At 62.4% G+C, this 13,646-nt stretch carries 8 protein-coding genes, 1 tRNA gene and 1 pseudogene; 7 read left to right on the top strand and 3 right to left on the bottom strand.

Annotation, left to right across the window (positions count from 1 at the left end; all coding sequences use genetic code 11):
• Nucleotides 1-112: 112 nt before the first annotated feature.
• From H3H37_RS20835 to H3H37_RS20820, 4 genes and pseudogenes are all read left to right on the top strand, one after another.
• A tRNA-Asn gene (locus tag H3H37_RS20835) sits at nt 113-188 on the top strand.
• Nucleotides 189-345: 157 nt separating this feature from the next.
• Entirely contained in the window at nt 346-2,667 is a 2,322-nt protein-coding gene (locus H3H37_RS20830; RefSeq protein WP_182166092.1) for a hypothetical protein, read from the top strand.
• Nucleotides 2,668-2,755: 88 nt separating this feature from the next.
• Nucleotides 2,756-3,329, top strand: a pseudogene (locus H3H37_RS20825) (dihydrofolate reductase family protein).
• Nucleotides 3,330-3,467: 138 nt separating this feature from the next.
• On the top strand, nt 3,468-4,580 hold the full coding sequence (locus tag H3H37_RS20820) for a serine hydrolase domain-containing protein (protein ID WP_182166090.1): 1,113 nt from the start codon (nt 3,468-3,470) through the stop codon (nt 4,578-4,580).
• 67 nt (nt 4,581-4,647) lie between these two features.
• Here the strand turns inward: H3H37_RS20820 and H3H37_RS20815 are convergent, their stop codons facing one another.
• From H3H37_RS20815 to H3H37_RS20805, 3 genes are all read right to left on the bottom strand, one after another.
• A complete protein-coding gene (locus tag H3H37_RS20815; protein ID WP_182166088.1) occupies nt 4,648-5,508 on the bottom strand; it encodes a substrate-binding periplasmic protein in 861 nt (286 codons plus the stop codon).
• A gap of 99 nt (nt 5,509-5,607) precedes the next feature.
• The gene (locus H3H37_RS20810) at nt 5,608-6,486 is read right to left on the bottom strand and encodes a transporter substrate-binding domain-containing protein (protein WP_182166086.1); all 879 of its coding nucleotides are present in this window, start codon (nt 6,484-6,486) and stop codon (nt 5,608-5,610) included.
• A gap of 9 nt (nt 6,487-6,495) precedes the next feature.
• The gene (locus tag H3H37_RS20805) at nt 6,496-7,743 is read right to left on the bottom strand and encodes an ABC transporter substrate-binding protein (protein ID WP_182166084.1); all 1,248 of its coding nucleotides are present in this window, start codon (nt 7,741-7,743) and stop codon (nt 6,496-6,498) included.
• A gap of 294 nt (nt 7,744-8,037) precedes the next feature.
• Here H3H37_RS20805 and H3H37_RS20800 point away from each other — a divergent pair, with 294 nt between their 5' ends.
• The 3 genes from H3H37_RS20800 (at nt 8,038) to H3H37_RS20790 (ending at nt 13,586) form a co-directional block, all read left to right on the top strand.
• Complete coding sequence (locus H3H37_RS20800) at nt 8,038-10,017, top strand: DUF6351 family protein (protein ID WP_182166082.1); 1,980 nt, start codon at nt 8,038-8,040, stop codon at nt 10,015-10,017.
• 222 nt (nt 10,018-10,239) lie between these two features.
• A complete protein-coding gene (locus tag H3H37_RS20795) occupies nt 10,240-11,007 on the top strand; it encodes a substrate-binding periplasmic protein (protein WP_182166080.1) in 768 nt (255 codons plus the stop codon).
• 392 nt (nt 11,008-11,399) lie between these two features.
• Nucleotides 11,400-13,586 carry a TonB-dependent receptor gene (locus H3H37_RS20790; protein ID WP_182166078.1) on the top strand — a complete coding sequence of 729 codons (2,187 nt, stop codon included), beginning with the start codon at nt 11,400-11,402 and terminating at the stop codon, nt 13,584-13,586.
• Nucleotides 13,587-13,646 lie beyond the last annotated feature (60 nt).

Below are 13,646 nucleotides of genomic sequence, written 5' to 3'. Positions count from 1 at the left end.
AGGATGGGCGACGGGGCGCGCATCACTTCGAGGTTGGAATTTCTGCTGTTCAAAAAATTTTGGGACGAACCCTAGGCAATTCCGACCGGAGTATGTACAATGCGGCCTCTTTTCCCTGATAGCTCAGTCGGTAGAGCGACGGACTGTTAATCCGCAGGTCCCTGGTTCGAGTCCAGGTCGGGGAGCCAGAATTCAGCAAGACCAGAAAGCCCAGCCCGGTCCATCCCGGCTGGGCTTTTTGTATTTTCCGTCAAGAAAATCTGTCATTTGTGACAATAGGTGAAGTTTCAGTTTATTCAACATGCTATTCTGGCAGGCTAAGTACTATTTCTGCCTGGAAAATCGATGACGATTAAAGCTGCGATTTCGGTCCTTGCCGTGGTTTTGACGGCTTGCTTATCCGCATGTGGGGGTGGTGGCTCCAGCCAGAGTCCGGCACAGGCGTCTACTGGTGGTACCACCACGGTGCCCGTGCCGAATACACCGGCAACGCCTGGTGCGCCGACAGCGGGCGATATCGCGTATGAGAATCTCATTCAGCAGTTGTATTTAGCCTATTTCGGGCATCCGCCCGACCCGGCCGGCCTGACCGCCCAAATGCAGGCATTTCACGCCGCCGGCGCACCCACTACGCCGGCCGAATTATCCCAGGCTTACGCAAGTAATCCCACGGTGCGTAACCTGGTGGAAAATTCTTTTAATACGCTTGAATCGAACCAGTTCTATTACACTGGATCGAATGCGGGCCTGGGTTTCGTGTCCGTCGTCTATGACACCTTGTTTTCACATTTGCCCAATGCGGCGGATGCCAAGTACTGGGACTCGCTGCTACAGGATGGCCATACTGCGCGATCGGCCATCATGCTGTCGATCCTCGCAGGCGCTCAGGGCAGCAACGCCGATATCCTTGCGCGCAAGGTGCGAGCGGGCACGCTGCTTACGCACAGTCTGGACGTGACCGGGCAAAGCGCCAGTTACGCAGGCCCGATTGCCCGGATGATCGTCGGCGCCATGATTCACAATACCGCATCGATGCAGGATGATAGTGCGCTCCAGTCCAGCATTGATGCGACCCTGCGCCGATTATCCCTGCTTGTCACGGGGACTGTGGTCGAGGCGCCGGCAGGTGCGCGGAATGTCCTCCTGCTGACTGCGGCCGATCAGATGGCTGGCAACGGCGCGCGGGTGAGGGCGCTTGCCAGCGCGCTAAGCGCCGACCTGAACGGATTGCGTCCCGGCGGTCCGACGTGGACGGTGACGGTGAAAGTGGCGGCCGATACGGTCGCGGCCATTCGTAGCCAATTGCGTTCCTATCACAGCGCCATTCTGATTGGTCGCGTCCCGGTGCCCACCAAGCAGGAGATTCCGGAACTGGACTATTACCGCCTTCCTGACTGTCCTTTGATCCAGGTGAACGATGCAGGCGAAGTCAGCACGTCTGGCGATGTTGCCGCCGATCCCCGTTGCAACAATGGGCTGCTCATTTCTGTCCTGCGCGGACGATCGGCGGCGTCCGATATGAGCGATGTGGGACGTAAGCTGGACCAGATGATCGCCTATCACAAGAGCAGCAGCGCGACGAATATGTCGTGGGGGCGGCGTCTTTTCTATGTCCAGGCCGGTTGGTTTGGTGGCCCCAGCGTGCATATGGTCGACCAGATGAATGCCTGGGCTGGGTCTACCATGTTCCCGCAGGATGCCATCAGCTATCCGGACGCCGGTTCGTCGGTGCAGCGCCGTGACGCCTTTGTCGATTGCATTATCCACGGGAATGAAATCTGCGGCGCCAATCTGCACGGGGCGCCGCTTGAGCTTCAGTTCGAAGGCCCAGGCACGCCCGACGTCTTTTATTCCAGTGATATGGTCTCCTGGCATCCCGCAGACCTGGTCGCCGGGGCGGTGCAGGCCAAATACATCACGCTGGACTCTTGCGGCACGCAGAACTTCCTCGTCGATCAGTCGGTCGGGACGACACTGCTTATGAATGGCAACGCGTTGCTCACGCGCGGCTTCGTGGAACCCACGTGGATATCCAACACCGCGGAGGCAGATGTGATCAGGAACGAATACGGGCTGTTGCAGAACGGCGCTACTTTCGCCGAAGCCTTGTCGGGGCGCCTGGATAACTCGTCGGGCAGCATTCAGGGCGACCCGTATATCACCATGCGGCCGGCGCCGGGAGGCCCACAGCCGAAATTGGTTATCGATGGCACGCACGTTAACAGCGGCGTCAGCGCTTATTCAATCAACTTGCCCGATTCCGTCAATGGTTCGAGATTGGCCCACATTATCACCTACTCCAATCGCGGAAACGCAGACCTGCACCTGCGCATCGGGGTGGCCCCGACACGCATCAGTGTCGATATGGGCGATTCCCGCGGTTATCAACGAATAGGTAGCGACGGTTCGGTGTTTTATACAGACTTCGTTCAGACTTTTTCCGATGGGAGCGTGCTGGCATACCCATCAATTGAGACCGAAACCTATGGTGGTGCGATGCACGCAACGATTAAACCCGGTCAAAGTATGGCTGTAACCTACCGCATGAAGGTCGACGGGGGAAGTGCGCCGGTGAAGGCGGGTCAATACGTCTGGGATATGGTGAATACATCCGACGATCCGGCCAGCGGACGCGTCACCATTTCGTTGATGGCGCGCGTGCGCTGACGCATTTTTCGGAGCGCGTCAAACCCTGTTGCGTCGCGGAATTTAGCACGTTAGGCTACTGGAGTCAGACTTTGGAACTGTATCAGCAATGAAAACTCAGTACTTCACCGCAACCAGTCTCGATGGCTACATCGCCACAGAGGATGACTCCCTGGATTGGCTCTTTCCGCTTGGCGACTTAAATGATTCCGGCTATCCAGAGTTCATCGCCGAGGTGGGCGCACTAGCCATGGGCTCGGCAACCTACGAGTGGATGCTGCGCAACGCAAACACTGTTGCCGCCGAGACCGGCTCTCCGTGGCCCTACACGCAGCCAGCCTGGATTTTCTCCAGTCGCGTGCTTCCAAGCATCGACGGGGCGAACATCCGCTTCGTCCAAGGGGGACGTGCGCCAAGCGCATGTCGAGATGCGCGTTGCCGCCGGTGCCAAGAACATCTGGATCGTCGGCGGCGGAGACCTGGCGGGGCAGTTCTACGATGCAGGCCTTCTGGACGAGCTGATCGTACAAGTTGGATCGGCCACGTTGGGCCAAGGTAAAGCGCTCTTCCCCCGCAGAGTGCTAAGTCCAGTTTTGCGCCTGATGTCTGTTCGTCAGATGGGTGCTGGCATGGCTGAACTGCGCTATGAAGTGCACAAATACGATCAAAGTGACATCGTATGAGTTCAGCATTGGCAGAGTCTCCAGAAATTAACGGCTCAGGCAACTGATATTGCAGTTCATCGCACGATACGGGGGGGCGTGATCGGATCGCCGGTAGACTCCATTCCGTTGGCAAAAGCCTAATATCTTGGAGAGAACATGCGCATTCGTTTATTTGCCGCCGCTGCGGCGCTGATCCTGACCACCGCTATCTCCGCTAGTGCCGCGGAAAAGCTCGATGCCGTCCTGGCCACGGCCATGGCCGGCTCCAAGGTTCCCGCCGCCGGCGTGCTGGTGATGCGGAACGGGCAAGTCGAAGACCAGGCTGTCGCCGGCGTGCGCCGCAATGATGGCAAGGATGCCGTCACACCGGATGATGTGTGGGTGATCGGTTCAACGGGCAAGGTGATGACGGTGGCCATGGTGGCGCGTCTGGTCGAACGGGGCACCCTGTCTTGGGATACGTCACTGGAACAAATGCTGCCCGATCTGGCCAAGGCCATGCGTCCCGAATATCGCCAGGTCACCTTGATCGATCTGTTGTCGCACCGGGCCGGTCTGCCGCGTGATCTGCGCAATACCAAGGCGCTCAACTCCTACTTTGGAGACACCCGCGCGCTGCCCCAGCAGCGGCTGGCCTACATCACTGCTGCACTCAAGGAGAAACCAGCCCTTAAACCGCGTTCGGCCTTTAGTTACAGCAACACTGGATTCCTGGTCGCGGCAGCCATAGCCGAACGCGCCACCGGAAAAACTTACGACGAGCTGATGCAGGCTGAAGTCTTCGGGCCACTGGGCATGGCCACAGCAGGCAGTGGTGCGACCCATGACGGCCAGATCCGCGGCCACAGCAATGGCAAGCCGAAACTGGAGGTCAAACGGGAGGCCGATGGCGTGCCGGCCATGTATGCGCCGGCCGGATTCTTGCACATGAGCCTGGCTGATTGGGCGCGCTTCAATCTCGACCAATTGGCTGGTGCCAAAGGAAAGGGTAAGCTGCTGTCGCCTGCCAGCTATCAGCTGATGCAAACGGCTCAGCCGGGCAGTGGTGCCGGCCTCGACTGGGGAGTGCAAGCGTCGATCGCCGGGCGCAAGGGGCCCGCATTGGTGCATCAGGGTTCGGATGGCAACTGGCTTGCGGTGGTCGTCCTCTTCCCCGACCAGGACAGCGGCGTGCTCGCCGTGGCCAATGCATTCGAAGACATGGGCGCCGACGTGGTCATCAATGGCATGCTGGGCACCTTGTTCCCTACGCTGGCCCCGGCCAAGTAGGGCATTGCGTCCGCTTGCAAGACCATTTTCTTGATGGACAAGGGCAGGCGGATATTGCCGCTGGCCCTCAGTCGTGCGTCTCGCTCCACCACTCGCTGAGTTTCTTGCATTGCTGAGGCGCCAGCGCTGGCCGGAACTGGCAATCGAGCGTGATGAAGAACTCGCGCGTGACGCCATAGTCGCGCTGGTAGCGCTCCAGGATGCGGTCGATTTCTCCGCTGGCGTATAGCTGCGCGATACCGCGCTCGAACGCGGTGCGCTGCGCCTCCGTGCGGAAACGCAGCCAGTAGAAGCGACCGTGCCCCAGTACATCGTGGAACGCCAGTTCCGCCTCGGTGTTGTGCTTCTGCGGTAATTGCTGCTTGAGGTAATACCGGAACACGTCGGGCTGCGAAATGATGATGTCGGTGCGGTCGAGGAAGAGGGCGCCGGACGGCATGGTTACCGCTTCCCGGTAATGCGGGTGGTTGGTCGTGGCCGCCACATAGGCCGGCCCCAGCACTTCGCGCGCGTTGCGGAACGCGGTGACCCGGTATTTCTTCAACTCGCCGACGCTGGACAGCACCGGGATCTTGCCGCGCAAGGTGATCGCCATATTGTGGAAATAGGAAACCGGCCAGCGGCTCAGGTAGCCGTCCTGCGCCTGCCGCGCGGTGGTGGACGTGTTGACGTCGAATACTCCCTGGCGAAATTGCTCGTCGAGGCCTGCGTTTGGCAAATAGATGAATTCGACGGCGATCTGCTGCGAGGCGAACGTGGCGCGCAGCACGTCCACAAACAGGCCGCTCGCATGGTCCGGCAGCACGAACGGCGCGATCGCACTTTGCAGCCCGACCTTGATGGAGGCGAGGCTGGGATCAGCCGGCGCCGGTTCGGCGGCGGCACTGCTGGCGGCGGCAGCCGCAAACACAACGGCGGTAAACCACATTGGCGTTCCCCCAGCCCGGATTGGTTTCATCATTATAGTCCCGCTGTTGTGGCGCCCCGTTTGTGGCATGGCTGCTTGCTTATGCTTTCCTGTCAGGACCTAGGGGAGATAAAAATACTCCTTCGGAATCTGGCGGAACGCCGGCGTCAGGTAAGGGTTGTCGAGCCCGATGATGGTGCGCTGTTTCAAGCCGGCCCGCTGCAGGCTGGTGTGGGAACGTTCGTCCTGCTCGAAGAAGCGCAGCAGGCTGCCGTCGGCGAACGATTTTTGCAGGCCGTTGAGGATGGCGTCGCGCAGTTCCGTGTCGCCCTTCCGGACGAAGAATTGCCGGCTGAACGGATATTGCAGCACCAGGTGCGGTTCCACCACCACGTCCGGCGCCAGCGCACGGTAACGTTCGAGCAGCGTGAACGCTTCGTCCGCGCCCAGCGGGTAGAAGTCGATGCGCTTGGCGTTGACCATGCGGAACAGCGATTCGAATTCGGCCGTGCGCACGTGGATGCCGGACGCCGCCAACACCTTGCTGTCGGCCCAGCCCGGACCCTGGCCGGCCACCACGCGGCGCAGCTCGCCCAGGTTCTGGATGGCGGCGAAGTCCTGCTGCGCGTCCTTGTGGATCAGCAGCAGGCGGAAGCCGCTCAAGCCGCGGTCGATGGGGAAGTAGACGGCGTCGAAACGGGTTTCGAACTCCGCGCTGGTGCCCGCATCGAACACGGAGATCTCGCCATGTTCCAGCAGCGAGCGGGCGCGCTCCTGGTTCATCTTGGGTACCGACATCGACAGCACGAACGGTACGCCCGACTTCTTCAGCGCCAGTTCCAACAGCTTGTAGCCGTAGTCGTCGGGCGGGCGTTCCTCGATGCGCGGGTAGACCACGTGCAGCGTGGCCCACGCCGGCGCGCCGCACGCGCTGGCCAGCAGCACGCAGGCGGCGGCCAGCCAGCGGCGCAGGCGGCGCGGACGGTGCAGGCTCGGCACGCGGCGGCCTTATTTGGCGCCGGCCACGGCCGCCGCCAATTGCCTGGCCGCCTCGGCCGGCGAGGTGCCGGAATCGAAGAACTTGGCCACCACCTCGGTGGCGGCGGCCTTGGCCTTGTCGTGCATGGCATGGCCGTGCGCGAAGCTGCCAACCATGGTGTTGGCCTTGAGCGCGGCCTTCATGTCGCTCATCGACTTCTTGCCGCATTCATCGAAGCCATCCATGGCCACGTCGGTGCGGGCCGGGATCGAGCCTTTGACCTGGTTGAATTTTTCCTGGAAGTGCTTGTCCATCACGGCGCTTGCCAGCGCTGCCTGGCCGGCCATCTGCTTGTCGCTGACCTTGAGGAAACCGAACTGGTCGGCGTTGAAGATGAAGCTGCCCTCGGTGCCCGGATACTGGAAGCAGAGGAAGTCCTGGTTGGGCTTCATCTTGCCTTTCTCGAATTCGCCCTTGGCCCAGTCGCCCATGATCTGCATGGCCGCCTTCTTGTGGTAGATCATCGAGGTGGCGATGTTCCAGTCGCGGCCAGCGTAGGCCGGGTCGACCATGGTGCGCAGCTTTTGCATCTGCTCGAAAGCTTTCTCCATGGTCTTGCCGGACAGGGCCTTCGGATCGAGGTCGATCAGCGCTTCCTTGTAGAACTTGGGGCCGCCGGCCGACATGACGGCGCTGTCGAACAGGGTCGCGTCCTGCCAGGGCTGGCCGCCGTGCGCCAGCGGGATGTAGCCGGCTTTGCGGATCTTGTCGGCCACGGCCACCAGCTCGTCGAAGGTCTTGGGTGGCGTGAGTTTGAGCTCGTCAAAGATGGCCTTGTTGGCCCAGATCCAGTTGGTGCGATGGATGTTGACGGGCGCGGCGACCCAGTGTCCCTTGAATTTAGCGAACTTTTGCAGGGGGAGCGGCACGACCTTGTCCCAGCCTTCGGACGCGGCGACGGCGTCCACGTTGCCGAGCAAGCCTTCCTCGGCGTACTCGGTGATGGAGTAACCCAGCATCTGCATCGCGTCGGGCGGGCTGCCGCTGGCCACGCGCGCCTTCAGGGCCGAGCGCGCGTTGTCGCCGCCACCGCCGGCCACGGCGCTGTCCTTCCAGTTGAAGCCGCGCTTGACGACATCATCCTTGAGCACCTTGAGGGCGGCGCCCTCGCTGCCGGAAGTCCACCAGTGGACCACTTCGACGGACTTGTCCTGGGCCGTTGCGGCGCTGCCGGCCAGCAGTAGTGTCATGAGGGTGATGGCATGAGGATGCTTCATGGATGTTCTCCCGCGTCTCGTTATAGGAATAATGCGAAGGCGATCGACGCCAGGGGCCTGGCGACACTCAAACATACGCCTATCCCGTGCCGCGCTCAACGCGCAGCCGGACATCGGCCTATGCATGTTGCTGCCCCGCTACGTGCGGCATGGCGCAACGGAGGTAGCGTCCGGGCGGCGGTCACTTGCCGGTCAGGCAACATATCGCGCTATACTGGTGACAAGTCCTGCGCCCGCTGTGCCGGCGACGAGGGCTAGTCCATGATCGCTGTGCCAGCCGCCACGGAGTGTGCCATGCAACATTGGAATTGGTGGATCGCGTCCTTGTTCCTGGCCAGCGCGTGCCAGGCGGCGCCGGCCGATGCGCCGGCCCTGCAATTACCTTTCATCTGCCGGGCCCAGGAAGCGGGGCTGGGCCAGCCCATCGTCGACAGTTTCGATGCCACGGCCCATCCGGTGATGGACAGTGCCAGCCATCAGCCGTTCGGTTACAGCCGGCAGTGCGCCATCACGCCGCGCACCGTCTACTTCTACTACAACGGCAGCGAATTCAAGCCGTTCGCGCCCGCCACCGATTATGCGCACCCGCCGGCCGATATGCGCCGCGCCCGTTATGGCGACGCCAGTGTGCCGTTCGTGGTGCAGGTGGAGGTGGGCACCATCAACCGCTTCTTCTACACCATCGCCATGCTGGCGCCGGCGCCCGAGCCGGCCCAACCGGCCTGGAACCATAAGCTGTTCTACTGGCTGCGGGGTGGGGTGGGCATAGGCCACCAGCAGGGCTTGCCCATGTGGATCAACGGCGCGCTCAGCCGCTCGGAGCGGCAGTTGCTGCCGGCGGTACTGGAGCAGGGCTACGCCGTGCTCAGCTCGTCCGGCAACGAGACTGGCGTCCATTACAACATGCGGCTGGCCGGTGACACGGCACGCAAGGTCAAGCAGCACTTCATCGCCAGCCACGGCCAGCCGCTGTACACGATTGCCATGGGCGGTTCGGGCGGCGCCGTGCAGCAATACCTGTTCGCGCAAAACCTGCCGGGGCTGTTTGATGCGGGCGTGCCCATCCAGTCGTTTCCGGACATGATCACCCAGACCATTCCGATCTCCGACTGCCCCTTGCTGGGCCAGTATTTCAAGGACGCCGTGGCGGGTGACGCGGCCTCGCCATGGGCGCAATGGAGCAGCCAGACGCTGGTGGAAGGCATGAGCGCCAGCGACACGGTGCGCAACGCCCAATCCGGCCAGCCGGGCACGACCGAATGCATCAATGGCTGGCGCATGGCCATGCCCACGGTGCTCAACCCGCTGTACCGTGACTACCGGTTCGACCTCGGTGCGCACGCGTATGGTTATCGCGACGGCGCGCTCGACAAGGTGAAGTGGACCCATTGGAACGACCTGGCCGACATCTACGGCGAGGACGCGCGCGGCTACGCGCCCATCCCCATCGACAACGTGGGCGTGCAGTACGGCCTGGCCGCGCTGGCGGCGGGCAAGCTCGACGTGGACGAATTCCTGCGCCTCAATGCCTGCGTCGGCGGGTGGAAGGAACAGCCTGATTTCGTGGCATGGAAAGGCGCTGCCGATCCCTTCGATGGCGCCAACATGCTGCGCGGCGACCATTGCCGCTCCCCCGATGGCACGCCTGCCCCGCGCCGCGCGGGCGACGTGGGCGCCATGCGCCGCGCCTATACCTCGGGCCAGGTATTCACCGGGCAACGGCTGGGCATCCCCGTGATCGACTTGCGCCCGTACCTGGAAGCCACACTGGACATGCACAACGCCCGCCAGTCGTTCTCCGCGCGGGCGCGTCTGCGTGCCCACGATCCGGCCGAGGCCGCCCGCCAGGTGATCTGGTTCGTGCGGCCGGAGGCGGACCTGGTGCCGGTGGCGCTGGAGGCCATGGGCGTGCTCGACCGCTATCTGGCGCAGCATCAGCCGCCGCCCTTGTTCACCGACCGCTGCATGGACGAGCAGGGCGCCACCATCGCCGCCGGCCCCGATGTCTGGGACGGCATGCTGGACCAGCGCCCGCCCGGCGCCTGCACGCGCGCGTTTCCCCTTTTCTCCAGTCCCCGCATGGTGGCCGGCGACTCGATCCGGGGCGACACCTTCAAGTGCGCGCTCAAGCCCGTGGCCACCGCCCTGGCCGATGGCAGCTATCCGCCCGGCGTGCATTTCTCGCCCAGCCAGCAAGCCTGGCTGGCCCGCATCTTCCCGCAAGGCGTGTGCGACTACAGGCAGGGCGACGTGGGCCGCCCACCATCCTGGTAGGGCAAGTCAACCCCGCGCCGGCTGATGTTGCATTGACGCTATATCCATGACTTGCAAGATAGTTCTTGCTGTATATTTGCAAAGCGGCCTGCGCCTGCACCCCGCGCGGCGGCTCTGCGTTGCGGCCATGCCCATGCCGATGTGTACCGTCGCCCACCCGCCGCGTGCATGACGCGGGGCCGGTGGCGGCCGGGATAAGCGATGAGCGAGGAGAAGCAGGGAATGCTGAAGCGGTTGTGGAACACGGCCTGGCGCCGGACGCTGGGTGTCTTTTTGCTGAGCTTGCCGTTGGCGGCCGGCGCCGCCAGTCAGGCGCCGGTGCGGCTGGTGGTGGGCGAATTGCCGCCGTTCGCGATGGAAGGCGGCGAGCGCGGCCCCGGCTCGCTGGTGGAAATCACCCAGGAGCTGGCGCAGCGCCTGGGCTTGTCAACCCCGGTCGAATTTTATCCCTGGCAGCGCGCGTTGAAGATGACCGAAGGCATGTCGCGCGTCGTCGTGCTGCCGCTCACCCGCACGCCCGAGCGCGAGCCCCGCTACACGTGGCTGGCCCGGCTGTACCGACAGGATTTCGTGTTCGTGTCGCGCCATGGCACGCTCGACTTGCGCAATATCGACGCGTTGAAGGGACGCCGTATCGTCGTCCTGCGCGGCTCGCCGCATAAAGAGGTCCTGGCGGCCGAACATTTCGCGGCCGTGTTCGAATGCGCCACCGTGCGCGAGTGCATGCGCATGGTGCAGACCGGCCTGGCCGACGCCACCTATGGCGGCGAAGTGATCCACCGCAGCGCGGCCAACCTGGCCGGCGCCGCCGTGTCCGATTTTGACTACAGTGCGCCTTACCGGTGGGGCGAAATCTGGCTGGCAGGCTCGCTCGATTTTTCCGCCGCAGACATCGCCCAATGGCAGGCGGCCATGAACGCCATGCGCCATGACGGCAGCTGCGCGCGCATCCTGCGCAAGTACGGTCTGCCGCTCGATACTTGCAAATAACTCCATATTAATCAATTGCTTAACTTGCAGTGCTGGCCGCACCGATCGGGTCCGGCCGATTGCCGTTTGGCCCGGCGATTGTTTTGTCCAAGCCAGCCCGGACAGCAATTTCTACCAATTGAAGGACTACTCGGTATATTGCGCTTGCAATACCCGGTATCAATGCCAGAAAATACTGCCTTTTTGCAAGTCGGTGCATTCTAGACATCATTGAGATGCGGATCAGACCTGCCACCGCTCACGAGGCGACGTGGCGGGCTGCTCCAGGCTCACCGAAAGCGGCACAGCCCGCTTGCGCCGTTCCGGCCCGCCGGGGAACGGTGTCGACAGAAGAGAGAACAGGAGACAACTGTAGTCCCTCTTTGCCAAAACCACTTAAATCGGGAAATTGAATGATCAAATTGTCCAAGATGCACAAGCGCCTGCTGGCGCTGAGCGCCGTCATGCCTATGGGCGCCGCCGTGGCGCAAACCGCCCCCGCCGCCGATACGCCCCAGCTGGAAACGATTACCGTGACGGCCCAGCGCCGCACCGAGAACATCAAGGATGTGCCGGTGTCCGTGTCGACCCTGAAGGATGAAAAGCTGGACGTGCTGGTCTCCGGCGGCCAGGATATCCGCCTGCTGGCCGGCAAGGTGCCTAGCCTGAACGTGGAGTCGTCGAATGGCCGTACCTTCCCGCGCTTCTACATCCGCGGCTACGGCAACACCGACTTCAGCACCTTCGCCTCGCAACCGGTGTCGCTCGTGTATGACGACGTGGTGCAGGAAAACGGCATCCTGAAAGGTTTCCCGATTTTCGACGTGGCCAACGTGGAAGTGCTGCGCGGCCCGCAAGGCACGCTGTTTGGCCGCAACACGCCAGCCGGTGTGGTCAAGTTCGAATCCGAAAAGCCCAACACCAAGGGCATCGAAGGCTATTACAACCTGTCGCTGGCCACCCACAACACGGCCAACGTCGAGGCAGCCGCCAACATTCCGCTGTCGAAGGAATGGGCGATGCGCGTATCGACCCTGCGCCAGCACCGCGACAATTTCGTCGACAACACCTTCACGCACCAGAACGACGTGCTGGAAGGCTACAACGAGCATGCCGAGCGCGTGCAGTTCCTGTATCAGCCTGACACCACCTTCAACGCCCTGTTCAACGTGCACTCGCGCACCACCGACGGCAGCGCGCGCCTGTTCCGCGCCAACCTGATCAAGAAGGGCACCAACGACTTTACCGACGGTTACGACTTCACCAAGATCAACACCAACGGCCAGAACACGCAGAGCCTGAGCACCAACGGCGCCAACGCCCGCCTGACGTGGGACCTGGGCGCGGTCAAGCTGTTCTCGATCACCGGCTACGAAGGCGTGGACAATTACTTCAGCCGCGGCGACATCGACGGCGGCGCGCCCGGCCAAGTGCCGTTCCAGGTTGAAACCGGCGGCGGCCTGACCGACCTCAAGCAGTACAGCCAGGAATTCCGCGTCGAATCGAAGAACGCCGGCCCGCTGAACTGGCAGAGCGGCGTGTACTACTTCTCGGAAGACGCCAACGGCTACAGCAACAACTTCAACAGCACCACCGGCGCCCAGACCTCGCACCTGGCCAGCCATCAGAAGAACACGGCATGGGCGGCCTTCGGCTCGGTCAACTACGCCGTCAGCGACGACTTCATGCTGCGTGGCGGCCTGCGCTACACGAACGACAAGAAAGACTTCAACACGGTCGAAGCGGTCAACGTGGTGCAGATCGGCCCGAGCGGTGTGAGCGAGAGCAAGAGCAAGGTCAACTGGGATGTCAGCGGCACCTACAAGATCAACAAGGACGTGAACGCCTACGCGCGCGTGGCCACCGGCTTCCGCGCGCCCAGCATCGCCGCCGCCAACAGCTCCGTGCCCATCACCGTGGCCGATGCGGAAACCATCGTCTCGTACGAGGCTGGCATCAAGGCCGACCTGTTCAACCGCCGCGCCCGCGCCAGCGTCAGCGTGTACGACTACGACGTGAAGAACCAGCAGCTGACCGTGGTGGGTGGCAATTCCAACGTCACCAAGCTGATCAACGCGGCCAAGACCAAGGGCCGTGGCGTGGAAGCGGAGTTCGAAGCCTTCGTCACCAGCGACTTCAAGGTCACGGCCGGCGGCAGCTACAACTTCACGGAGATCCGCGACCCTAGCCTGTCGGTGATCAAGAACCCATGGAGCACGGTGCTGAACCCGATCAACGCCGCAGGCCGCGTCGTCATCGACGGCAACCCGCTGCCGCAGGCGCCGAAATGGACCTTCAACGCCACCGCCAAGTACAACTGGGCGCTGGAAAACGGCAACCTGTTCGTGCTGACGGACTGGTCGTATCGCAGCAAGATCAACTTCTTCCTGTACGAAGCGACCGAATTCACGGGCAAGGCCATGCTGGAAGGCGGCCTGCGCGTCGGTTACAACTGGGACGGCGGCAAGTATGAAGTGGCAGCGTTTGGCCGCAACATCACCAACACCCAGCGCATCATCGGTGCGATCGACTTCAACAACCTGACCGGCATGGTCAACGAGCCACGCCAGTTCGGCGTGCAGTTCAAGGGCAATTTCTAAGCCCTGGATGATGGGCTGAAGGAGGGCGGTGAAAAATTTTCGCCGCTTTCTGGACAGTCC

It is taken from the genome of Rugamonas brunnea, assembly GCF_014042345.1.
Classification (GTDB): domain Bacteria; phylum Pseudomonadota; class Gammaproteobacteria; order Burkholderiales; family Burkholderiaceae_D; genus Rugamonas; species Rugamonas brunnea.
This window is presented reverse-complemented; position numbering and strand designations above follow the sequence as displayed.

What these genes read in the sequence shown, in the direction of transcription:
- H3H37_RS20830 (WP_182166092.1), top strand. Translation starts at nt 346, where the DNA reads ATGACGATTAAAGCTGCGATTTCGGTCCTTGCCGTGGTTTTGACGGCT.
- H3H37_RS20820 (WP_182166090.1), top strand. Translation starts at nt 3,468, where the DNA reads ATGCGCATTCGTTTATTTGCCGCCGCTGCGGCGCTGATCCTGACCACC.
- H3H37_RS20815 (WP_182166088.1), bottom strand. Translation starts at nt 5,508, where the DNA reads ATGTGGTTTACCGCCGTTGTGTTTGCGGCTGCCGCCGCCAGCAGTGCC.
- H3H37_RS20805 (WP_182166084.1), bottom strand. Translation starts at nt 7,743, where the DNA reads ATGAAGCATCCTCATGCCATCACCCTCATGACACTACTGCTGGCCGGC.
- H3H37_RS20800 (WP_182166082.1), top strand. Translation starts at nt 8,038, where the DNA reads ATGCAACATTGGAATTGGTGGATCGCGTCCTTGTTCCTGGCCAGCGCG.
- H3H37_RS20795 (WP_182166080.1), top strand. Translation starts at nt 10,240, where the DNA reads ATGCTGAAGCGGTTGTGGAACACGGCCTGGCGCCGGACGCTGGGTGTC.
- H3H37_RS20790 (WP_182166078.1), top strand. Translation starts at nt 11,400, where the DNA reads ATGATCAAATTGTCCAAGATGCACAAGCGCCTGCTGGCGCTGAGCGCC.